This window comes from Paenibacillus sp. 23TSA30-6 (genome assembly GCF_014858585.1).
Lineage (GTDB): Bacteria > Bacillota > Bacilli > Paenibacillales > Paenibacillaceae > Paenibacillus.
Window position 1 is genome coordinate 17,368 of record NZ_SLTL01000001.1, and the last position, 21,395, is coordinate 38,762.

A 21,395-nucleotide genomic window follows, 5' to 3' on the forward strand; every position below is an offset into this window, starting at 1 on the left:
AAATATAGTTCGTGAAGTACTTTAAGGTTTAACTGGAATTTAGCCATAATATCTGAATTTAGGAGGTTTCATTTAAATGGCCATTTTGTCAACTGGACCTATTGATAATAGTGCTGTCAGTGGTGTTAGGCCCACTCAACAGGTGACGGTTAAAATCGATAACCGGGATTCGGTCAATTTTTCGACTGTATTAATAGAAGGCTATCTACTAAACGGATCGAGAACGTTATATGTACTTGAATCTTTCTCTGTCGCTCCGAATCAAGTAGTTACAAAAAATTATTTTGCCAATTTTGATGCATTTGAATTTGTTTTTACAACGGGAGGTGTTGCCCTAAGTCAGACTGAAATTTCCGTTTGGGGAAAAAATGCAGCCGGACAGTTAGTTACAGCCCATCGGCTTGTATCCTCTGAGCTCTTAGGAGCTGTTTCAGAGTCTGTACCCCTATCAATCAATCGCATTTTTGTAGCTAATTTTAATAGTAATGATGTTTCTGTGATTGATGGGGCGACCAATACAGTGATCGCGACCATTCCTGTTGGTGTTAATCCAGCCGGAGTAGGAGTTAATCCATTCACCAACCGAATTTATGTGGGGAATTTGAACAGTGACGACGTTTCCGTCATTGATGGAATAACCGATACGGTGATTACTACTATTCCTGCTGGAGATGGAGCAAGTTCAGTTGGGGTTAATACCGCAACCAATGCCATATATATAGCAAATTTTAATGATAGTACAGTTTCCGTAATTAACGGTTTGACCAATACGGTGATCGCCACCATTATTCCTGTCGGAGGTTTGTCTCTTCCAACAGGAATAGGTGTCAATTCATTAACCAACCGAATTTATGTAGCGAATTTTAATTTTGATGTCGTTACGGTCATTGATGGAGCAACAAATACTGTGATTACCCAGATTCCAGTGGGGGTTAATCCATTTAGAATAGGTGTCAATCCATTAACTAATCGAATTTATGTGTCAAATTTCACGAGTAACAGTGTTTCTGTCATTGATGGAATAACGAATACGGTGATTGCTACCGTTCTAGTCGGGACTACTCCAGGGGAAGTGGGTGTCAATACTTCTACGAATACTATTTATGTACCCAATCGTGACACTGATAATGTTTCCATTATTAGTGGGTTAACGAATACAGTGATTGCAACGATCCCCGTCGGGAATAATCCGAATGGAGTAGGTGTTAATCCAATAACTAATTGTATCTATGTAACAAATCAGGATGATAATAATGTTTCCATAATTGATGGAGTAACCCAAACTACAATTGCTACCGTTCCGGTGGGCGCTCGTCCATTCGCAGTAGGAGTGAATCCTTAGGATGCTTAGTGATTAGCCCGTCTGACAACGGGCTTTTTACTTGCGACTACAGATAACAGAATTTCATATCATAATGCAAATCTGACATTCTTCTATTTATTGAAATCGCTTTCTAATTTGGAGAATACAAGGTATGATAAGGATATTATTGGAAAAGTCGAAGGAGGAAGTTTAGGAATATGACGAGTACAGAGCACGCACGTATTCTTTTTCAGGGGGATTCCATAACAGATGGAGGAAGAGGACGGAATGAGGACGCGAACCATTGGCTGGGTCAGAGCTATGTGTATCTGATCGCAGGTGCAATGGGGAGCCATTTGACTGCTACGCAGCCAGAATTTGTGAACCGGGGGATTTCGGGGGATCGGGTTTCGGATTTGTATGCGCGTTGGAATGAGGACACATTCAGCCTGAAGCCGAACCTGCTCAGTATTCTGATCGGAGTGAACGATGCCTGGCGGATCGTGGAGCAGGAGCCGTCCGGGGTGACAGACCGATTTGAACGAGCCTATCGCCACATTTTGGAGGAAACGTGTGAAGTGCTGCCCGATACCGGGCTGGTGCTGTGTGAGCCGTTTATTTTGAAAACGGGAGCTACCGAGGCACGATGGGACATTTGGCAGGAAAAAATAACGGGCTATCAGCGTCTGGTGCGTCAGCTTGCAGACGAATTTGGGGCCGTATTTGTGCCGCTCCAAAACCTGCTGAACGAGGCTGCTACCAAGGCGGACGCCTCCTATTGGCTGCATGACGGAGTTCATCCGACAGCGGTTGGGCACCAGTTGATAGCGGATCAATGGATAGATATCGTGCAAAAGAGTCCGCTGGCGATTCGCTAATAGGGTCAACCATAGTCTACTCCTTGTCATTTTTGGGTAATACACGATTATGGACATAATTACTTATAGGATCTGTCCATCCAAAAATGAACGTCATAAGGGGGTGCTTCTTGCTTCGTATGGCGGGGCAAGAGAGGGCTGTGGAAACTGTGAATATCATCCTGGTCATTTTACTGATTGCGTTAACTGCGTTTTTCGTTGCATCCGAGTATTCCATTATTCGCGTGCGGGTATCCCGTATCAATCAGCTTGCATCCGAAGGGAATAAAAATGCCAAAGCTGTCAAAAATATTTTGTCCCGACTGGATGAGTATTTATCTGCTTGTCAGCTAGGGACCACGTTAACCTCGATGGCGTTAGGCTGGCTCGGGGAGTCAACGGTTGAAAAGCTGCTGCATCCGCTGTTTGTGCTGGCACATATTCCGGCAGGACTCACGGGAGTATTATCCTTTTTGCTGGCTTTTCTGATTTTGACGTATTTCGAGGTGGTTATCGGGGAGCTGGTTCCCAAAACATTCGCTATACAGATTGCGGAGCCGATGGCTTTGTTTTTTGCGCGTCCCATTACGGTCTTCTATAAAATGACGTATCCGCTGAACTGGGTACTCAGCCGTTCCTCGCGTGTCATTACGGGACTTTTCGGACTGAAAAAGGTTTCCGAGGAAGATGCCGCTCTCAGTGAGGCAGAGCTACGATTGGCATTATCCGAAGGATACCGCAGTGGTGAAATTACGCCGACAGAATATCGCTACCTGAACAATGTATTTGATTTTGACGACCGTGCGGCGCAAGAGATTATGGTACCGCGTATCCATATCCGCTCTATTTCTCATCTGGCAACGGTGGCAGAGTTTATGGAGCTGATCGAGGACAAGGTCTATAATTTTCTGCCTATAGCGGAAAACGGGGATCGGGATCGGATCATCGGGATGATCCGTGTGAAGGAAGCGCTGCATGATTTGGCCCGAGGGCACAGCACAGGGAATACCACGATGGCTTCCTATATTCATCCGGTGCTTCAGGTGATTGAAACCATTCAGGCCCGGGACCTGCTGATTCAGATGCAAAAGCGGCGTATTCCCGTGGCAGTGCTGGTGGACGAATATGGCGGCACATCAGGACTGGTCACACTGGAGGATATTATGGAGGAGATTGTAGGGGACATTCCTTCCTATACCGATACCGAAACCCCTGCGGCGCTAACCCCTCTCATTACAAAAACAGATGATCATCGTTACATACTCAAATCGCAAGCGCTCATTCATGAAGTCAATCGGCGTTTGGAGACGGATATTGAGGCCGGGGACGTATATACGATTGGCGGCTGGATGCTTTCAGAGCATTTTGATATCCGACAGGGAGAGAGTATGACTGTAGGTTTATGGGAGTTTACCGTACTGGAAAAAAACAGTCACCAAATAGACACAATTGAAGCAGTCAAAAAAACAGCTAGTGAACAGGAAAATGACAATAATTCCGAATGATGGAATGGTTGAGTGACTGCAAATCAATGGTTTAATAGGTGACGAATGGCCTGTAAAGCAAGCAGCAGTGCGGTTCGTCCCTCTTTTTGATGTACGCTGATGCCCAATACATGTTATTTTGGCTGTTAAGGTAGAGGGCCTAAAGTCTCTCTATCTTTATACTCATAAATAAGGTTGTCTGTGAAAAGTACTACTAGAATTGTAGCAATTATATGGTAAAATGGAATCAAATTTGAGTTTTTTGGGGTGGGCTACATTACATGAAAATGTCACTAGGTACGAAAATGGTTGCTGCATTTGTCGCTATTTCTGCAATAACCTATGGAACAAGCGCTTTTTTTATTTTTGTACTCAAGGATTGGCTTGCTCAAGGTACACAGGAATGGCTATATATCTCAATCATTCTGCTAATGGGCGTTCTGTGGAGTGGCATTTTGGGGTGGTTGATCTCCAAATTTCTCACACGTCCGATTGTTAGACTGGCAAAGGCGGCAGAGGAAGCCTCGGCAGGGAATCTGTCCGTAGTCATTCCTGATCGTCGTTCAGATGACGAAATCAAGGTGCTTTATGATGCATTCCGGAGTATGATGCTAAACATCAAGGATATGTTTAACGAGATATCGTATAGCTCAAGAGCGACTTCGCAAAACGCGGAAAACCTTAGTTCGGCTATTGTACAGGCTACGACACAGATTGAGTCCATGACTTCGGTGGTGGAGGATATTTTGGAAGGCGTAGAGCAGCAAAGGGATGCGTCTGTCCAATCTATTGAAACAGCGGATCGAATGTTGGGCGATTTTAAAATGATGCGCAGCAAATCGGGCCATATGCTGGAACTGTCAGGCCACATGGAGCATTCGGTCGAATCGACGCAGACGGTATTTTCATCCCTGATGGAGGGAATGGGGGAGCTAACTGCTTCGCATAGTCGTTCGCAGCAGGTCATTGCACGACTGGAAAAAGAAGCTTCACAAATTGAAGCGATTACAAGCACCGTCAAGGATATCGCCGAACAAACTCATTTGCTGGCGCTGAACGCCTCCATTGAAGCCGCACGTGCCGGAGAAGAAGGTAACGGATTTGCCGTAGTCGCTCACCAGATTCGCGCATTGGCTTCACAAAGCACGGAATCGGTGCAGCAAATCAATGCCATCGTTAGCCGTGTGCAGTCGCAAATTGTGGAAACGGTACAATTAATGCACCAGCAAACATCACTGGTCAACGCTGAGGCGGAACGGACAAGCTCGGTGGATCAGACGCTGAGTCGTTTGAACTCGATTGTGCGTGAATTTGTTGAAGGTATTCGCTTAATGGAAGAAGCTGTGACAGAGCAGACGAATCGAGTAGATCAAACCTTCGAGCAGATCAATCGTATTCAGCAAATGTCAGGGGCCTTCTCGGAAGGTGCGCACAAGATTTATACAGCCGCTCATGAGGAAACGGCTATTATGCAGGAAATTTCGTCTTCTTCCGAGGACTTGAAAGTGCTTACGAACAAGCTCATGATGAAAACTCGTGGAATGCAGTTGTAGAACGTAACGTGTCAGAAAAAGCAAATGTAGCCGCTATACACCGGAAAACGAAGCAAATTGGTTCTCCGGTGTGTTTACGGTTATTTTTTAATCTCGAAAAACTCACATTGTTCTCTGGGATGGTAGGCCAGATCACTGACACTGGATTGCACGACTATAGTTTGATCGTCAAAACGGATAATGACTCCGCCTGAACCAATCAACTGGTCATCCTGAAAAATGCGGACACGAAGATGACGTTCCAACGCCTCGGTGAAATCCTGATCTGTCATCAAACGGCGATTAATGGGCATGAGGGGTCTCCTTTGAATATGATATCTTTTATCATAAAGGCTAAGGTGTCGAACAAGCAAGAAAGAGAAAAAAGATTGAAGGAGGCTTTTGATGGACAAGCCGTGGTCATGGTCATGGTTCTGGTTCGATGCTGCTGCACCGGAAGGATTCGAGGCTTTTACTTCGTCACATTGGGTGGCTGTACTAGGGCTTATTTTATGTGCTTTACTGCTTTGGCTGACTCGGGGCCTGATTCAGTCGCATAAGCTGTTAAGTGAGGGGATTCGCTGGACCCTGGTTACCATACTCATTCTGTCCGAGGTAACTCTGAATATATGGTATGTGACGCAGCACATTTGGGATGCTCAGACATCATTGCCGCTGGAGCTGTGCAGTGTGACGCTGCTGCTGTCGATTCTGCTGCTGATTTTCCGTAGCCGCTGGCTGTATCCGATCATACTTTTTGCCGGAATTGGAGGAGCGCTTCAAGCGGTACTCACGCCTAATTTGGCATACGCTTTTCCGCACTATCGTTTTATTCATTTTTTTGTGGCTCATAGTGCCATTATATTGGCTGCCTTGTACATGACATGGATCGAAGGGCTGAAACCGACGTGGAAGGGCGTTGGGGGAGCAATGCTTTTCCTCAATAGCTTGGCGCTGATCGTTTGGCCCGTAGATGATGTACTCGGAGCAAACTATATGTTTCTTGCCGGAAAGCCGTCAACACCGTCGATATTGGATGTTTTGGGACCATATCCGCTGTATATTTTGGCAGAAGAGGTCATTGCGCTGTTATTCTTTTCTCTTATGATGTTGCTGTTCGAGGTGCTGCCTGGAGGCAGGCTGTATGCCCGCTTTCGCAGAGGAGCTGTGCACAGAGCTGAACGTCTTGGGGAGGATCATAGCACGGAGAAAACACCGCGCTGAGAAGGCATCAAAAAGCCAAAGCAGCCTTTTCCGCAAGTATGATAACCAGGGATAAGGCCGCTTCGAGTGTGTAAATATTTAACGCAGCAGAGATTCTGCCCCGTCTACATAAATTTCCGTACCTGATACATGAGACGATTCGTCCGAAGCGAGAAACAGCACCAGATTGGCGACCTGCTCTGGCTCACCAGGAGCACCCTCCAGCGGATGCTCTCCACCCTTCGGAAATTCGACTGGAATTTGTACCTTCTTCAAGTCTTCTGATGGATACGTATTGTCATCAATTTCGGTGTTGATGGCACCTGGACAGATGGCGTTGACCCGAATTTTGTAACGTGCCAGCTCCAGCGCCGCCATTTTCATAAAAGCAACCTGAGCCGCCTTGGACGAAGCGTAGGCGGAGAACCCAATACCCGAAAAGGTCCGGTTACCGTTGATAGAGCTGGTAATGATAATGCTGCCGCCGCGTTCTTTCAGGTAAGGAACAGCATATTTAACAGTGGCAAAGGTGCCCCGTAAATTGATGTTCATCGTGCGGTCCCAATCCTCCGGCTCCAGCGTTTCGATGGGAGCCATAGTGCCGTTAATCCCTGCGTTGGCGAACACCACATCCAGCTTTCCGTATGTTTCCACGACTTTAGCGAAGCCTTGCCGAATCATTTCCGGCTTGGAAATATCACATTCCAGCACAAGGGCTTCACCGCCAGCCTGTTCAATGGCTGCTTTCGTTTCCTCTGCGTGCTTGGGCGTGCGATCCAGCATAACCACTTTGGCACCTTGCTCTGCAAACCGAATCGCGGCTGCCTTGCCGATGCCTGAACCTCCACCACTGACCACCGCTATCTTTCCTTGTAATCTCTGCTCTGCCATTGACTCTTCCTCCTTCTCCGCTCATAAGCTAACCTGACTCGTTATTCCAATACCTCTGATTGATGATGGTGAAACAGTATGTGCTGCATTTCCGTCTGTAAGTCTGCATTTCACGGAATTTGCGAAGTATGGTAACATAGGCGAACCAGCAGGAGCATATAGCGAAGAAGACGGGTAACGTAACGGAGGTGGATTCAATTGAGCTATAACAGAAATGACGGGACACAACCAACAGAATCTATAGCACTGACCGGAAAAATAAAGCCGTGGGCGTTGAGCGGCCCCAGTATTCAAATTGATCCGTTGTTTCCCTATTACGCGAACCGTTCGCGGGACAGTATAGCCGATGAAATCGCCCTTGCAGGCTACCGGACCGTTCATTATTTTGTTGTGCGTGAAAATGAAGTAGATGGGGCGCTCGTTGCCGCCTTTCAACGCAGGGAAATCGCGATATGGGCGATGGTGCTTGGCAATGGTTCCTTTGGCGTGTCACAGTTGCCGCCAGAGTGGAAGGGATGGCGCATGGAACTGCTGCGCGAACCGAATGACGGGTTTCAGCGGCTTTCGCATTTTGCACAGGAGTATGTGGAGTGGAAAAAGAAAGCCGCTGCTCGGCTGGTCACCGACATTCCGTTCGACGGGTTCGAGGTGGCGGAGCCTTATTTCCCCGAATGGAACGGGCTGCGCAGTGGAGTGTACGGGGATATCGGGCCGCATGCCCGGCGGGCCTTCCGCGAGCGCAGCGGCGAGGACATTCCGGAATTCCGCGACAAGCATGCGCGAAATTACTACCGGAAGGTCCCGAAGCTGTACGCGCAGTGGGTCGATCTGCGCGTGGACGCCGTGAACGCGCTGATCGGCGAGCTGGTGAACGGCGCAGGCGGCGTGCGTGATGTCCGGCCGGACATCTGCGTGGCGACGTGGTCGCTGGCCGTGAACGGACGCGGCGATGTTTCCGGCCAGCTACGGGAATGGCAGGGTCTGGACGCGGTAGCGATGATCGGGTGCGTAGCCCCGGATATGCATGTGCTCCAGACCCATTGGCCGGACTGGATGCGCCGCCGTCTGCCGCCGCATTATATTGGCGGCTACGCCCGCATAGCGCAGGCGGTACGTGCTGTTTATCCGAATCTGCCCCTCGGGGTGCAGGCGGATATCGGTTCACTCGCGAGTATGGTTCGGGACCGCGAATGGACCCGGCGGTTTGGGGCTACCGCCCTGGAGGGCGGTTATAACACCTGGACCGCCTACGAATACCATCTGGGCGGCTATATGTACGATGAGCCGCCCATCCCGCTCCGTGCGGAAAGGTCGACCGCAGATGAGGTAGTCGTTTCTTTCAGCAAGCGGATTGCTACACCGTCTGTGAATGAGCTGCGTGTCTGGAGCCGGGAGAGTTCGACTGATGCAACGGGTGATCTGATTCGCACAGGCGGGAACGATTCATTGAGGCCATTAGAGCTTGTGGATGCAGCGGCAGACGGTAACCGTCTACTGCTACGTATATGTAATTTGCCGCCGAGGGCGTTCAGCCTGAGACTTGAAGGGGTACAGGATACACCGGAGCTATGGCTGCTCAAGGGAAGGAAGGCACATCACAATCTGCCGGAGCATGAAGTGCAAGTTCTTTAAAATTTGGGTAATAACATCTGTTCAAGAAATAAAATGTAGTGGAGTGAACAAGAGTATGTGGGATTGGGATTATTTGATTCGCGTTATGTTCGCTGGCTTGTGCGGCGCGTTAATCGGCTATGAACGCAAAAGTCGGATGAAGGAGGCGGGCATTCGCACGCATTTCATTGTCGGTATCGGCGCGTCGCTCATGATGGTAGTATCCAAATACGGTTTTCAGGATCAAACAGCTTGGTCGAACCTGTCGCTGGACCCTTCCAGAATAGCGGCACAGGTCATTAGTGGAGTCGGATTTATCGGCGCAGGGATGATTTTCACACAAAAAAATAGAATCAAAGGTCTGACCACTGCCGCAGGTATTTGGACTACCGCCGGGATTGGTATTGCCGTGGGTGCTGGTATGTACGGGCTTGGCGCAGGGGTAACCCTTTTTATTTTGGCAGCACAGTCCTTGCTCCATAGCCGTTTTTATCAGCTTGCTACTCCGTCTACGCGGCAAGTGATTGTCCAGGTCGAAAATGAGCCGGGCGTACTGAATCGGATTAAAGAACTGCTGGAGCACAAGAAGCTGACTATTCACAGCTTTCACGCCGAGCGCATCAATAACGGCGAGCAGTTGATTATTCATATGGTTTTAAAGCTGTCCCGGTCAGAGGGAGCGGAGGAGCTGTTGTCGTTGCTTCAAGAGATGGAGGGTATTCGTTCAGTGGAGACCAAATCCAATTAGACGGCTGTACTGTTCATACAGTATGTCTTTCAGTGCCTCTTTTGTCGAACGTTGACGGGTCCTTGAAACCGTAAAAAAGCTTTAAAAATAATGATTGAAAACGCTTCCTTTTGTGTATATACTCTTACTACATCACAGAGGCAACAGCAAGTAAACATTACTGTGGAGCACGATAAACATCTTTGTATAACATGAAAAACGACCCCATGCATATGCACAGGGCCGATAAGATCTTACTTTACTTTGACTGGAGCCGGATATTTCTTACCCAGCGTGTCCACGGTTACTTTTTTCATCGTAGCTGGTTTGATCGGTTTATCATTGCTGTCACGCTTGGAGTTCACGATGGCATCCACCACGTCCAATCCAGACGTTACTTTGCCGAAAGCAGCGTATTGACCGTCAAGGTAATCCGCATCGGCAACCATGATGAAAAATTGCGATCCGGCTGAATCCAGATCCGCTGAGCGGGCCATGGATAGTACGCCGCGCGTGTGCTTGAGCGTGTTATTGACACCGTTGCTCTTGAACTCGCCTTTGATGCTGTAGCCGGGGCCACCTGTACCGTTACCCTGCGGGTCACCGCCCTGAATCATGAAGCCGGGGATGACACGATGGAAGATCGTACCGTTGTAAGCGCCCTTTTGCACCAGGGAAATGAAATTGTTAACCGTGTTCGGTGCTACTTCCGGGTACAGCTCAAGTTTAATCTTTTTACCGTCGTTCATGACAATCGTGACGACAGGATGGGAAACAGGTTTGCTTTTGTCTTTAGTCGCAGCAGGGGTTGTGTTGCTTGTCCGGCTTGCGGCTTCAACATCTGTCGCTTTTGTGCCGCATCCAGCAACCAGCACGAGCATGGTAGCCAGCAGGCACAGCATATACCAGGGACGTATCGTTTTTCGGATCATTTGTATTCCTCCTGAAAGGTTAGATGTGTAAAATCCTAAATTATAGTTTGGGACAGCGCAGAGCACTTTTCCGTTTTCTATCATACCTTTTTTTGTGGGGATAAGGAAATACGGGTTTGAATACCGTATTCTTGGCCCATACTGCTGCTATTCCCAAGGAAAGGGGCAGAATCATGGTGGAGGTAGACAAAAAGCTGGCTAAAGGTCTCATATGGGGTATGGCGTTCAGTCTGCCGGTTTGGGTAGGGGTGCTGTACTCGGTACAACACATTCGTGACTGGCTATAATATAATCAAGCGTGGAGATAGGCCAAAACCGGGATGGTTTTGGCTTATTTATATTTGTGCCAGTCCAAATTGCTGTTATTCAGCAGATGCTCGAAGTTGTTGTCCAGCTTCTTCTGTTCTGCTTTTTTTGCTTCGAGGGCACGCTGTCGTTCGTCTTCCTTACGTTTGTCCTGCTCTGCCTGGGCTTCATTGGCCTGAGCCTTGAGCTTATTCAGCACGTCCTGACTCAACAGATCCTTTAACGTTGCAGGTTTGTCCTGAGCCGCAGGAGTGGGGGAAGACGAATTTCTTTTTTTAGCCATGTCATCAACTCCATTCCATTCGATTATATCAGCTTCTGCATGGTTGTTCCACGGCTGAAGAGTAAGGTTTGCTGTGGACAATTCAAATTTAGAGGTTAATAATGGAATGAGGAGAAGGGACGTGTAGCATCATGCATCTATATTGGAAGCGAAACCTGATCGTTTTGTGGATCGGTGTATTTTTTTGCAGCATGGCCTATTCCGTATCTATTCCGTTTTTACCTATTTTTCTGAATACGGAAATGGGTGTGACCGATCATCTGGAGCTGTGGGCTGGGATCGCCTTTGGGGTTACCTTTTTAGCCAGTGCGCTGATTGCCCCGTTTTGGGGTTCGCTCGCAGATAAGTATGGACGGAAGCCGATGCTGATTCGTTCAGGTTTTAGTCTGGCGGTATTGTATTTGATATGTGCCTTTGTGACTGATCCGTATGTGTTCGTAGGGGTACGGCTGTTTCAGGGCCTGCTCTCCGGGTTTATTCCTGCCGCCATCGCATTGGTCGGAACGGGTTCGCCTGAGGATAAAACGGGTTATGCACTCGGCATTATGGCAACCTCCGGGGCGACGGGCAGCATCATAGGTCCGTTGATTGGCGGAGTGGTAAGCCATTATTACGGCAATCGAAATACCTTTCTATTTTCTGCGGGGCTTGTGCTGGTCTCTGCGCTAATTGCGACCTTTGCCGCTAGAGAGGACAACTTCAAGGGAACCAGTACCCGCTCGCATGTCCGTGATGATCTTAAGGAAGCTGTTGCTAATCGGCCGTTGTATTTTTTGCTCATACTGGCTGGATTGAGTACCTTTTCCGTCATGATCCTGGAGCCGCTGATTACGGTGTATGTTCTGGAAATGGGAATTGACCGTAGCCGAGCGTCTTTAAGCTCCGGAATTGTTTTCTCAGCTGTAGGTATTGCGGCTGTGCTGATGGCTCCCCGCTGGGGACGGATTGGTAGCAGGATTGGATTTGCACAAGTGCTGCTGATCGGGCTGATTGGTTCGGGAATCGGTAATATTTTGCAATTTTTTGTATCGAATTTTATCGGCTTTGGTGCGCTTCGGTTCGGTTACGGATTGTTTTATGCGTCTGTCGTTCCGGCTATTAATGCGATGACTGTGGAGGTTACCAAACCGGAGTTTCGCGGACGAGCCTTTAGCTTGAATCAGTCAGCGACGCAACTGGCGATGATGGCAGGGCCGCTCATTGGCGGCTTGCTTGGGAGCTGGATACCGATCCGCTGGATCTTTGTGTTGAACGGTGGAATGTTGCTGGTTGCGGCGTTGCTGCTATGGGTGAAGGGAAGGGGAGTTTTCCACGCCTCTGCCCCAAATAACGCAACGGATCGGGATGTTCGTCCTGCCGGATAGGTGTATTGTAGACAACGGTTTGATGTGCATGAACATATTTAATTGCAGACCTGCTCTTTCAGCGGGTCTCTTTTTGTTTGATAATAGATAATTATCCCAAACCTTTACTTTTAGTAAACTTATTCATAACCCTCTAAACTAAGAATACGACAAAGGAGGTTATATAATGATAAGGGACGACATTTTGCGACAACGGTTGGAGAAAGCTCGACAAAAGCTTTATGTTTTGCAAGCAAAACATGGCTTCAGTCACTCCAGCGTGCTCAGACAATCTATGATTCTGGACAAGCTCATTAATCAATATAACCGCCATTTCTATGTGAAAGAAAAAAAGCCGACTGCATGAATGCAACCGACCTGGGCGAGAAACATGGTAAGGTCGCTCGCCCTTTTATTGTGGCACATCGTTATATATTTTAGTTGAAGTCTTAGTATTCGGAAATAGCGTTACCTTTACCTCCTTTACGATACCCCCTGCAAAATTCACAAAAAAGCACGATACATACCGTTCGTAATATTATCCATTATATTGGACAAATGAACTTCTATAGGTATTAATTTTATTGTACTGTAATTTGAAAAAATTTAGCTTTATGTTATTAGAAAGCTCCTCTAAAGTGGATTTTACTAATAACTCTCTCAAATCGTATTTATCCTTATAATACTTGTAAAAAGTTGAACGATTAATTTTCGCCTCATTGATAATATCGGTTGCTGTAATCTTAGTAAAGGTTTTCTGCTGAATACAGACCATGAAACTTGAAAATCATAAGGAAGGGCATAGTATTGACTCTTGTAAGAGTCAGAGGACAACAAGATATATTCATAAGAGGCGCGTAAATCGCGTCTTTTTGTTTTAAGGATATATGTTCTTAACCATAGCGAAAGATAAACAAAGAGCATGAATACTATTGTGCTATTTGCTGCTTGGTTGCTGTGCACTGAGTAGGACACCTAGGATAATGACCAAACCGCCAATAATTTGTCGCCATGAAATGGTTTCCTGCAACAATAGAACAGAGAATAATACCCCGAATATGGGTACCAGGTTCATTAAGGAAACGGAGCTGCTCGGTGACAGCTTGATTAATCCGTAATTGTAAAGCAAAAATGCGATAACGGAACAGAATACGCCCAGATATACTAACAACATAAACGATCCCGTTGTCGGAGCTTGCCAGCTATCTTTTTCAATGAGTGCCAGAGGTATAAAGAAGATGCTGCCTGCAATAGTTTGATAAAAAGATAAAGTCACGGGCGGGTATTTGTCCACGACCTTACGCGTCATGAAAGTATAAAATGCCCACGCAAAACCAGTTCCAATCAATATTAAATTTCCGATCAGTTCATTCTTTCCATTCGAGCTTCCGCCTACCGAAGTCAAAAAATATACCCCGATCATAGCCAGTGCAATGCCGATAATTTTATATTTGGACAGTTTCACTTTATATATCATGAGTTCAAGCAGCGATGTAATCGCGGGATAGGAGGCGACAATCAGTGCTGCGTTGGAAGCGGTGGTCAGGCTTACCCCTATATTCTCCATTGAAAAATAGATAGTGATCCCCAAAACACCGCTAAATGCAATCATAGCTAAATCCTTTGGCTTAATTTTGACAAATTCCTTTCTTATAAGCAAAACAATACCCAACACGGCAGAGGCTATCATAAATCTGGATAGTCCCAACGTAAGAGGGGGGAACGTGGTATACGCTGCTTTTGTGGCGATAAACGATGTGCTCCAAATCAGCAGAGCCAGAATCGTAGCGCTGTAGTAGATGCGATTGCTGTTGCTGTTGCTGTTGATAGCTATGACTTTGTTCAAGTGAAATCCTCCCTGACATGATCTCATATCAAATAAAATATTAGTAGTTACTAGAGTAGCTACTTAGGTGACTACTAATAAAAAAAGATAGTGCGTATATCGGTTTTTGTCAAGGGGAAGTGATATAGTAAGGTTGAACATGAATTTGAGGAGAATGCATCATGAAACCAAATGTGTTAGAAATTCTGCGGGATCTGAATTTTACGGAATATGAAGCTAAAGCTTATGTGACCTTGTTGGAAAGCTCTCCACTTTCGGGATACGCTGTGTCATTGAATTCCGGCGTGCCAAGATCTAAAATTTATGAGGTTTTATCAGGGATGGTTAACCGTGGGGACATTATGGTCAGTCAGGATAATACACCGCTATATGTACCACTCCCGCCCCATGAATTGATTGCCCAGAGAAAACGCAAAGCAGAGCAGATTTTTAATGTAGCGCAAGAGACATTGGAGCAGTATACAGCATCGTCCCAAAACAGAGAGAATATTTGGAATATATCGGGTTATGAAGCCATTATAAGTCGCATCAATGAAGGGATTAAGGGAGCCAAACACCGAATCTTAATGGAAATTTGGAAAGAGGATGCCGAGGTGTTCAGAGCTGCTCTAGAGCAAGTCGCCCGGGAAGGCATTGAGATTTTCATTGTAGCGTACGGAGATCTTAAATTTGATTTCGCCACCATTTATCACCATGATATGAGTGAGGAAATTACGTCCGAAATTGGGGGACGGTGGATTGTACTGAGCGTAGATGACCGGGAGGTTGTAGCCGGTATACTTTCGCTCGGGAATGACAGCCGTGCTGCATGGACGATGCATCCGGGGCTTGTGATGCCGATCACGGAAGTGATTATTCATGATGTTTATATTATGGAAATCATGTATGAGTTTCGTGAAGAGTTGGAAGCCAAATTCGGCCCTAATCTTAACCATCTTCGCAATAAATTCGCGATGGGTCCGAATGGCAAAGGATATTATGTCCCTTTACCTGAAAAGAAGGCTTAGACGAGTATGCGCTGGTCCAAAATGCATAAATAAAGGCCCATGGAGTGTTAATTCCATGAGCCTTTTTCAATGGACGTTCCGTCCTTTATTTTACAGTTACAATCACACGTTGGTAATGTTTTAGCTGATGCTTTCCATTGTCCTGTACTTCTGCGATGATATGAATCGTATTTCCGGACTTGGCATCGGCGGGAACTGTAAAACTTACTGCATTGGTATCGCTGCCTTGCAAGTCAATCGTATTTACTTTCTCACCCTTGGCGACTTCTCTATGAAGTCCAAGCTGCATGTTACCCAGCATTTCAGGTTTAACTTCCGCGGGTTTTACTTTAGAATCTTCATACGTATCGGCTTCAAAATATCTCCACCATTTATAGGTTAATGGATCGCCGTCCGGATCTGATCCTTCTCCATGCAGTGTTATTTTCTCTCCGGGACTAGCTGCTACATCTACTCCTTCTTTAATGCTTAAAGTTGGATTATGATTGGCATCTTTATAGTCGGATGCAATAGTCCAATCTGCACGAGCTGCAAAGTCATTTTGAATATCATCAAACCATCTCATCAGAGAATATTCTGCTTCAAATTTTTTCGTATACACATCATAGTCTAACACGGTATTTCTAAATAATTTATCGTTAACCACACCGAAACGACCACCCCAGCCACCATAGGTTGGGTTTTCCATACTCCGCAGACCGTTATCAATCAGATAGAAGAATGATGGAGAGTCTCCTTCAGAGATAAAATCATATTTATCATATTGTGGATTTTTCTTTAAATAAGCGTCACTGCCTCTTTGTTCTTCAGGCAATTCACCTGGAATCATTTTTCCATCGCCCATCAAAGCGTACATATCGAGCAATTTGCCGCGGCCATTTTGGATATTCTTGAAGTTCCAATCCCCGTGTAACTTGCTGTTTACTTCTTCCGTGTGCATTTTCCAAGCGTATGCAAAATGCCAGAAGTTAGATTGATCATTGATAATTCTGATGTCCGGCCAATTTTTTGCGATGTATTTATTGTAGCTGTCATCCTGATCCAAAATGATATAAAGAACGAGCTTATCGCTCACCTTTTTTTGGATATCAGCCCATTGAGCTGTATTTTTGTATTCGTCCTCAATGGATTTTAAAGCTCTGGCTGTCGTATTTGTGCCACCCCAGGTTTGTACATATAAATCTCTTTTGTCATCATCCAGGAAGAGATTTTTAAGGAAATTAGATCCTTCTGTTTCTTTGTCCATCTCACCTTTGTATGAAATATTGCCTATCTTGGTCACGCTCTTAATATATTCAGGCTTTGGATATCCTTCGGCTTGTTTAGTTAGGTTAGGGTAAATCTCTCCATAAGCATCGATCATATCCGTTACCCATTGAGTTCCAGTCCATCTGAATGGCTTTATGCCTGCTTTTTCATCACCTGCATAATGGTACACGGAACTGGTCAGTACGATACCGGACAAGTCCATTTCATTAGAATAGAGGAGGAAGCGAATAACCGAATTCATATCATCGACTTCTCCATCGGTCGTAATAACGGTTCTAGCCTTCGTCGCTTTAGCTTCCACTTTATTGTCCACTTGTTCTTTGGCTGGAGTAGCTTTTTCATCCTTTGCAACAGCAGGAGCCTTTCCGCCACTGCAACCACTGATGACCAAAATACATATCATACCTAATAGAAAAACGTTTAACCATTTTCTCTCTTTCATTTTCTTTTCCCCTTCCTGAACTTTCACATGATGTTTTCTAGGATTAAGACTGTGAACACAATTATGGTTTTATATCTAATTTTAGGTATAAAAAAAACCTAAATACATTATGCATCAAAAAGAAATTGAGCATACATGTATCTAGGTTTTGCCTGCATTATCAGTCACAATCCTGATTAGATGTTACATCATAATCCGAGAAAATGAAAGCGATTTATTTCACTTTGAACAAACCGGATTCTTTTACTTCGGACATGAAGTTGTGGAATTCAGGAATATTCAGCTGTTGCTGGGCATCGGACAAAGCGACTGCCGGGTTCGGATGGACTTCCACCATGATCCCGTCTGCTCCGGCAGCAAGTGCGGCCTTGGCACAAGGGGCAAGGATGTCCTTACGTCCTGTGGAGTGGGTCACGTCGACCAGAACAGGCAGATGGCTTTCCTTTTTCAAAATCGGCACGGCGGAAATGTCCAGCGTGTTACGTGTCCATTTTTCATACGTACGAATACCGCGTTCGATCAGCATCACTTGTGTGTTGCCACGGGAAACGATGTATTCCGCAGCATGAAGGAACTCTTCCATTGTGGCTGCAAGTCCACGTTTGAGCAGGATCGGAGTTCTGGTTTCGCCGGCAGCTTTGAGCAACTCGAAGTTATGCATGTTACGCGCACCAATTTGAATGATATCGATGTATTGGATCGCTTCCTCCAAATGTCTTGGGTCAACGATTTCACTGATTGTAGCCAGTCCCAGCTCATCGCCTACGCGTTTGAGAATTTGCAGACCCTCAATGCCCAGTCCCTGAAAATCATACGGAGACGTACGCGGCTTGAACGCGCCACCACGAAGAATCGGAACGCCCGCCACTTTCAGAGCTTCACCGACTTCACGAGTTTGCTGGTAGCTTTCCACCGAGCAGGGACCTGCAACCATAACGGAGGCTTTGCCACCAACGAGCGTGTCCTTAACCTTGATGACTGTGCTATCCGGCTGATTTTTGCGGCTAACGATCAGATGCTTTTTGTGTTCTTCTTTTTGATAGTTCAGGGAAGCTTTGAAAATATTTTTGAACAACTGGCGGATCGTAGCGTCGTCGAAAGGTCCACGGTTAGCGGCGATCAGCTTGTCCAGCATTTGTTGCTCGCGTACCGGATCAAAATCAGGCACCCCTTGAGCTTCTTTTAATTTACCAAGTTGTCCGGCCAGTTCAGCACGCTGCGACAGCAGCTCCAGCAATTGCAGGTTGGTAGCATCAAGCTGTTCCCGCAGCAGCTCCAAAGAATTTTCATTTGTTGACATACATAACATCCTTTCCAGAATAAAAATTGTTTTTTCTGTCAATCGATAGATATTTTTTCAGAAAATAACACAAAAAGGCATTCGCCGCAAGGGACGAATGCCGTGGTACCACCCTAATTACAGAAGTATACATACAAGTCGTCAACGCCATTCCAGCCGACAGTAGCTCCTTCTGAGCTTGATGCCCGTAACGGGGGCTTCCGGAAACCTCTAGTGCAGATAAGAAATGAATCCTTATGCTGGTTCAAGGCTCGACTCGGGAGTGAATTTCAACGCGGGATTTCGGTACGCTCTCAGCAATTCGTACCTTTCTGTGGAAATCCGGGTAGACGTTTACTTGTCTCCGTCCATGTCTTTGTTCATGTGATTCAAAAGAGTTGACCTTATTTTAAACAAAGTAGGTGCAGAAGGCAAGACCTGTTTGTCAGGTTCTGTTCTCGCCCGGTTTTGAATCGGTTATAATGTGAACAGCAACGGGAATCCCTTGCCATCTAAAAGACGTTATGTACAAGGAGGAATTATGAGCAAAATCAGAGTGTCGGCGGTTCAATACCATCTGCATACGATTGATTCGTTCGAAGAATTTGCCCTTCAATCGGAGCATTATATCAAAACAGCCGAGGAATTTGGTGCGGAATTTGTTCTGTTTCCCGAGTTTTTTACCACCCAGCTCATGTCGATTGGTGACAGTCAAGGCAAGGCCCTGACCATTAACGACCTGCCGGATTTTACAGATCGTTACCTTGAATTATTTACTTCATTCGCCCGCCGGACCGGGATGCATATCATCGGCGGTACCCATGTGGTGCAACGAAACGAACGTTTATATAATACGGCGCACTTGTTTTACCCGGACGGACGCGTAGCCACACAGGACAAAATTCACATCACACCGACTGAGGTGCATGAATGGAATATGGCTCCCGGTGAGGGACTAAATGTGTTTGAGACGTCCAAGGGGAAAATAGCAATGCTGACCTGCTATGATATTGAATTTCCCGAAATCGTACGCATGGCGAAGGCGAAGGGAGCAGATATCATTTTCTGTCCATCCTGTACGGATGATCGCCACGGTTTTTACCGGGTACGGTATACAAGCCACGCCAGAGCGGTTGAAAATCAGGTGTATGTAGTTTTGACAGGCACGGTAGGCGCTTTGCCTACGGTTGATTTTATGCGGGCCAACTATGGACAGGCGGCAGTCATTACACCGAATGATATTCCATTTCCGCCACGCGGCATTATGGTAGAAGGTGAGTTAAACAACGATATGGTTGTCACCGCGGATCTTGATTTGCAGCTATTGTATGATGTACGCGAGCGCGGCTCAGTGACCACATGGCGTGACCGCCGTACAGATTTGTACACAGACTGGAGCTAACGAAAGGAAGGGCGTCATGTATCGCAAAGAATGGTTTGTCTTTGACGGAGATCGTCCGCTGCGGGCGGTCATCCGTAATTATTCGATAGCCGATTATGAGGGGCTGCTGCGTATTCAGCAGGAGAGCTTTCCGCCCCCCTATCCGCAGGAGCTGTTGTGGAGCCAGGAGCAGATTGCCAGTCAGGTTGAGCATTTTGCAGAAGGAGCGCTGTGTGTTGAAATTGAGGGGGAACTGGCCGGCTCGGTGACCAGCCTGCTGATGCACTACAACCCCGAGCATCCCCAACATACGTGGGAGGAAGTCGCAGATGACGGTTACATCCGTACCCACCGTGAGGACGGTAAGGCACTGTATGTCATTGATCTGGCTGTCCGTCCCGCATATCGTCGACTGGGTCTGGGCAAATGGCTTATTTTTTCCTTATACCATCTCGTCATCGAGCGCGGATTGGATCGTTTGCTGGGCGCGGGACGTATGCCCGGTTATCAGCATCATGCAGACCAGTTAAGCGCCGAAGCGTATGTAGATGCCGTGGTATCCGGCGAGCTCAAGGACCCGGTGTTAACGTTCCTGCTTCGTTGCGGGCGGGTGCCTGTTGGTATCATGCCCGATTATCTGGATGATGAACAATCGCGTAATTATGCGGCCTTGATGGAATGGAGAAATCCTTTTCATACCGATCACTAAATCACTACATCCCAAAATAAAAAAGGAGTATGCCATATGGAATATCATCGCATTACTCATATTGAAGACCCGCTATTTGCGAGCATGCATCAGTTAATGCAGGAGGTATTCCCACCGGAGGAGGTGCTGGAGTACAGCTTGTGGAAAGAACCGTTGGAAGACCCGGGCATCCGTGTTTTTGTCGCCGTACAGGACCATAGAGTGGTCGGTGCAACCGAATATCGCTACTATGAGGATTTTAATGTCGCAATGACGGACTTTACGATCATTGGGCAACCGGGACTCGGTATTGGCCGTTTTCTTTGGAAGCAGCGTCAAGCTGATTTGCATTCGCTTGCTCGGGCCAGCGGACAGCAGTTGCAGGGGATGTTTGCGGAAATTTACGATCCTTACCGTGGAAATGATCATACCTTTGGCGGCGTCAAGCCGATGGACCCGTATGTGCGGCGTGAGGTGCTATCCCATCTGGGCTACAAGCGACTGGATCTGGACTATGTACATCCATCCTGGAATAACGATGGTGTCGCGGTAGAAGGGCTGAATCTGGGCTATATGCCTGAGGATGACAGCGTAAACGAGGTGAGCGCAGCGTTAGTGGCTGCCTTCCTGCGCCGCTATTACACGGTGTTGTCGAACAAGCCTGCGACATGGAATAAAATGGTCGAGGGATTGGAAGCCCAATTAACCGTAGCGCTGCTGCCTTTGTAACAAATACACATACAAAAAGGGTACTCCAAGCCAGCCATTCATCATCTGCGTGGCTTGCGAAGGCACCCTTTTTGCATTCCCATATTTGTTCCCTGATCATGCCTGATCCTTGGGTACGGGCTTCGCCGATGCGACGCCTCGCGGAATGTCTTCGACAAGATGTTGCTCGGTATCATCTGTATTTGACTTGTCCGCAGACCTGCGGTTGTCCTCTTCCACAGGATTCAAGGCTTTGTAACGTTTATACGCCATATCCGCCTGAGACATAGGATCTTTATACAT

General features: G+C 46.8%; 23 protein-coding genes and 1 other annotated feature. Of the genes, 14 read left to right on the forward strand and 9 right to left on the reverse strand.

The features are described 5' to 3' along the window. Positions 1-76 precede the first annotated feature (76 nt). From E0698_RS00080 to E0698_RS00095, 4 genes are all read left to right on the forward strand, one after another. Complete coding sequence (locus E0698_RS00080; protein WP_134910960.1) at positions 77-1,342, forward strand: YncE family protein; 1,266 nt, start codon at positions 77-79, stop codon at positions 1,340-1,342. Positions 1,343-1,521: 179 nt separating this feature from the next. Continuing rightward, on the forward strand, positions 1,522-2,181 hold the full coding sequence (locus E0698_RS00085) for an SGNH/GDSL hydrolase family protein (protein ID WP_192510194.1): 660 nt from the start codon (positions 1,522-1,524) through the stop codon (positions 2,179-2,181). Between the two features lie 140 nt (positions 2,182-2,321). Further along, entirely contained in the window at positions 2,322-3,665 is a 1,344-nt protein-coding gene (locus tag E0698_RS00090; RefSeq protein WP_149096129.1) for a hemolysin family protein, read from the forward strand. Between the two features lie 260 nt (positions 3,666-3,925). Next, on the forward strand, positions 3,926-5,197 hold the full coding sequence (locus tag E0698_RS00095) for a methyl-accepting chemotaxis protein (protein WP_192510195.1): 1,272 nt from the start codon (positions 3,926-3,928) through the stop codon (positions 5,195-5,197). An 80-nt stretch (positions 5,198-5,277) separates the two neighbouring features. On the opposite strand, the gene E0698_RS00100 is transcribed toward E0698_RS00095, so the two are convergent. Beyond that, positions 5,278-5,490: a hypothetical protein gene (locus E0698_RS00100; RefSeq protein ID WP_192510196.1), complete on the reverse strand. Its 213-nt coding sequence runs from the start codon at positions 5,488-5,490 to the stop codon at positions 5,278-5,280. Between the two features lie 91 nt (positions 5,491-5,581). Here E0698_RS00100 and E0698_RS00105 point away from each other — a divergent pair, with 91 nt between their 5' ends. After that, positions 5,582-6,400 carry a YwaF family protein gene (locus E0698_RS00105; protein WP_192510197.1) on the forward strand — a complete coding sequence of 273 codons (819 nt, stop codon included), beginning with the start codon at positions 5,582-5,584 and terminating at the stop codon, positions 6,398-6,400. A 78-nt stretch (positions 6,401-6,478) separates the two neighbouring features. Here the strand turns inward: E0698_RS00105 and E0698_RS00110 are convergent, their stop codons facing one another. Next, a complete protein-coding gene (locus tag E0698_RS00110) occupies positions 6,479-7,270 on the reverse strand; it encodes an SDR family oxidoreductase (RefSeq protein ID WP_192510198.1) in 792 nt (263 codons plus the stop codon). 198 nt (positions 7,271-7,468) lie between these two features. Here E0698_RS00110 and E0698_RS00115 point away from each other — a divergent pair, with 198 nt between their 5' ends. After that, positions 7,469-8,902 (forward strand): N-acyl-D-glucosamine 2-epimerase, encoded by a 1,434-nt coding sequence (locus E0698_RS00115; protein ID WP_192510199.1) that lies wholly within the window; start codon positions 7,469-7,471, stop codon positions 8,900-8,902. Positions 8,903-8,957: 55 nt separating this feature from the next. Continuing rightward, positions 8,958-9,629 carry an MgtC/SapB family protein gene (locus E0698_RS00120; protein ID WP_149096096.1) on the forward strand — a complete coding sequence of 224 codons (672 nt, stop codon included), beginning with the start codon at positions 8,958-8,960 and terminating at the stop codon, positions 9,627-9,629. Positions 9,630-9,862: 233 nt separating this feature from the next. Here the strand turns inward: E0698_RS00120 and E0698_RS00125 are convergent, their stop codons facing one another. Continuing rightward, on the reverse strand, positions 9,863-10,540 hold the full coding sequence (locus tag E0698_RS00125; protein ID WP_192510200.1) for a peptidylprolyl isomerase: 678 nt from the start codon (positions 10,538-10,540) through the stop codon (positions 9,863-9,865). Positions 10,541-10,656: 116 nt separating this feature from the next. Here E0698_RS00125 and E0698_RS00130 point away from each other — a divergent pair, with 116 nt between their 5' ends. Further along, the gene (locus tag E0698_RS00130) at positions 10,657-10,827 is read left to right on the forward strand and encodes a hypothetical protein (protein WP_167518709.1); all 171 of its coding nucleotides are present in this window, start codon (positions 10,657-10,659) and stop codon (positions 10,825-10,827) included. Between the two features lie 44 nt (positions 10,828-10,871). On the opposite strand, the gene E0698_RS00135 is transcribed toward E0698_RS00130, so the two are convergent. Beyond that, positions 10,872-11,129, reverse strand: coding sequence for a YqkE family protein (locus E0698_RS00135; RefSeq protein WP_137061726.1), 258 nt, complete (start codon positions 11,127-11,129; stop codon positions 10,872-10,874). Between the two features lie 131 nt (positions 11,130-11,260). On the opposite strand from E0698_RS00135, the gene E0698_RS00140 reads away from it, so the two are divergent. Both E0698_RS00140 and E0698_RS00145 read left to right on the forward strand, forming a co-directional pair. After that, positions 11,261-12,493, forward strand: coding sequence for an MFS transporter (locus E0698_RS00140; protein ID WP_192510201.1), 1,233 nt, complete (start codon positions 11,261-11,263; stop codon positions 12,491-12,493). A 166-nt stretch (positions 12,494-12,659) separates the two neighbouring features. Then, the gene (locus E0698_RS00145) at positions 12,660-12,839 is read left to right on the forward strand and encodes an aspartyl-phosphate phosphatase Spo0E family protein (RefSeq protein WP_192510202.1); all 180 of its coding nucleotides are present in this window, start codon (positions 12,660-12,662) and stop codon (positions 12,837-12,839) included. A 171-nt stretch (positions 12,840-13,010) separates the two neighbouring features. On the opposite strand, the gene E0698_RS27575 is transcribed toward E0698_RS00145, so the two are convergent. Further along, entirely contained in the window at positions 13,011-13,247 is a 237-nt protein-coding gene (locus E0698_RS27575; protein WP_149096100.1) for a TetR/AcrR family transcriptional regulator, read from the reverse strand. Positions 13,248-13,409: 162 nt separating this feature from the next. Continuing rightward, positions 13,410-14,318 carry a DMT family transporter gene (locus E0698_RS00155; protein ID WP_192510203.1) on the reverse strand — a complete coding sequence of 303 codons (909 nt, stop codon included), beginning with the start codon at positions 14,316-14,318 and terminating at the stop codon, positions 13,410-13,412. 161 nt (positions 14,319-14,479) lie between these two features. Here E0698_RS00155 and E0698_RS00160 point away from each other — a divergent pair, with 161 nt between their 5' ends. Beyond that, positions 14,480-15,325, forward strand: coding sequence for a TrmB family transcriptional regulator (locus tag E0698_RS00160; protein WP_192510204.1), 846 nt, complete (start codon positions 14,480-14,482; stop codon positions 15,323-15,325). 85 nt (positions 15,326-15,410) lie between these two features. On the opposite strand, the gene E0698_RS00165 is transcribed toward E0698_RS00160, so the two are convergent. After that, positions 15,411-17,036, reverse strand: a complete 1,626-nt coding sequence (locus E0698_RS00165) for a DUF1593 domain-containing protein (RefSeq protein ID WP_192510205.1) — start codon at positions 17,034-17,036, stop codon at positions 15,411-15,413. 214 nt (positions 17,037-17,250) lie between these two features. After that, positions 17,251-18,336 (reverse strand): bifunctional 3-deoxy-7-phosphoheptulonate synthase/chorismate mutase, encoded by a 1,086-nt coding sequence (locus tag E0698_RS00170; RefSeq protein ID WP_192510206.1) that lies wholly within the window; start codon positions 18,334-18,336, stop codon positions 17,251-17,253. 86 nt (positions 18,337-18,422) lie between these two features. Next, positions 18,423-18,695 (reverse strand) — a binding site (T-box leader). A 161-nt stretch (positions 18,696-18,856) separates the two neighbouring features. On the opposite strand from E0698_RS00170, the gene E0698_RS00175 reads away from it, so the two are divergent. Genes E0698_RS00175 through E0698_RS00185 form a run of 3 tightly spaced genes read left to right on the forward strand, consistent with a single transcriptional unit; the run spans position 18,857 to position 21,113 of the window. Beyond that, positions 18,857-19,717: a carbon-nitrogen hydrolase family protein gene (locus E0698_RS00175; RefSeq protein WP_192510207.1), complete on the forward strand. Its 861-nt coding sequence runs from the start codon at positions 18,857-18,859 to the stop codon at positions 19,715-19,717. A 16-nt stretch (positions 19,718-19,733) separates the two neighbouring features. Continuing rightward, a complete protein-coding gene (locus tag E0698_RS00180) occupies positions 19,734-20,405 on the forward strand; it encodes a GNAT family N-acetyltransferase (protein ID WP_192510208.1) in 672 nt (223 codons plus the stop codon). Positions 20,406-20,441: 36 nt separating this feature from the next. Further along, a complete protein-coding gene (locus tag E0698_RS00185) occupies positions 20,442-21,113 on the forward strand; it encodes a GNAT family N-acetyltransferase (protein ID WP_192510209.1) in 672 nt (223 codons plus the stop codon). A gap of 96 nt (positions 21,114-21,209) precedes the next feature. Here E0698_RS00185 and E0698_RS00190 read toward each other — a convergent pair whose 3' ends face one another. Beyond that, complete coding sequence (locus tag E0698_RS00190) at positions 21,210-21,395, reverse strand: hypothetical protein (RefSeq protein WP_192510210.1); 186 nt, start codon at positions 21,393-21,395, stop codon at positions 21,210-21,212.

Bases quoted from the DNA above. Each gene is read 5' to 3' on its own strand.
- E0698_RS00145 (WP_192510202.1), top strand. From the start codon at position 12,660: ATGATAAGGGACGACATTTTGCGACAACGGTTGGAGAAAGCTCGACAA.
- E0698_RS00085 (WP_192510194.1), top strand. From the start codon at position 1,522: ATGACGAGTACAGAGCACGCACGTATTCTTTTTCAGGGGGATTCCATA.
- E0698_RS27575 (WP_149096100.1), bottom strand. From the start codon at position 13,247: ATGGTCTGTATTCAGCAGAAAACCTTTACTAAGATTACAGCAACCGAT.
- E0698_RS00180 (WP_192510208.1), top strand. From the start codon at position 19,734: ATGTATCGCAAAGAATGGTTTGTCTTTGACGGAGATCGTCCGCTGCGG.
- E0698_RS00160 (WP_192510204.1), top strand. From the start codon at position 14,480: ATGAAACCAAATGTGTTAGAAATTCTGCGGGATCTGAATTTTACGGAA.
- E0698_RS00185 (WP_192510209.1), top strand. From the start codon at position 20,442: ATGGAATATCATCGCATTACTCATATTGAAGACCCGCTATTTGCGAGC.
- E0698_RS00095 (WP_192510195.1), top strand. From the start codon at position 3,926: ATGAAAATGTCACTAGGTACGAAAATGGTTGCTGCATTTGTCGCTATT.
- E0698_RS00190 (WP_192510210.1), bottom strand. From the start codon at position 21,395: ATGTATAAAGATCCTATGTCTCAGGCGGATATGGCGTATAAACGTTAC.
- E0698_RS00170 (WP_192510206.1), bottom strand. From the start codon at position 18,336: ATGTCAACAAATGAAAATTCTTTGGAGCTGCTGCGGGAACAGCTTGAT.
- E0698_RS00080 (WP_134910960.1), top strand. From the start codon at position 77: ATGGCCATTTTGTCAACTGGACCTATTGATAATAGTGCTGTCAGTGGT.
- E0698_RS00105 (WP_192510197.1), top strand. From the start codon at position 5,582: ATGGACAAGCCGTGGTCATGGTCATGGTTCTGGTTCGATGCTGCTGCA.
- E0698_RS00120 (WP_149096096.1), top strand. From the start codon at position 8,958: ATGTGGGATTGGGATTATTTGATTCGCGTTATGTTCGCTGGCTTGTGC.
- E0698_RS00100 (WP_192510196.1), bottom strand. From the start codon at position 5,490: ATGCCCATTAATCGCCGTTTGATGACAGATCAGGATTTCACCGAGGCG.
- E0698_RS00125 (WP_192510200.1), bottom strand. From the start codon at position 10,540: ATGATCCGAAAAACGATACGTCCCTGGTATATGCTGTGCCTGCTGGCT.
- E0698_RS00110 (WP_192510198.1), bottom strand. From the start codon at position 7,270: ATGGCAGAGCAGAGATTACAAGGAAAGATAGCGGTGGTCAGTGGTGGA.
- E0698_RS00175 (WP_192510207.1), top strand. From the start codon at position 18,857: ATGAGCAAAATCAGAGTGTCGGCGGTTCAATACCATCTGCATACGATT.
- E0698_RS00140 (WP_192510201.1), top strand. From the start codon at position 11,261: ATGCATCTATATTGGAAGCGAAACCTGATCGTTTTGTGGATCGGTGTA.
- E0698_RS00135 (WP_137061726.1), bottom strand. From the start codon at position 11,129: ATGGCTAAAAAAAGAAATTCGTCTTCCCCCACTCCTGCGGCTCAGGAC.
- E0698_RS00165 (WP_192510205.1), bottom strand. From the start codon at position 17,036: ATGAAAGAGAGAAAATGGTTAAACGTTTTTCTATTAGGTATGATATGT.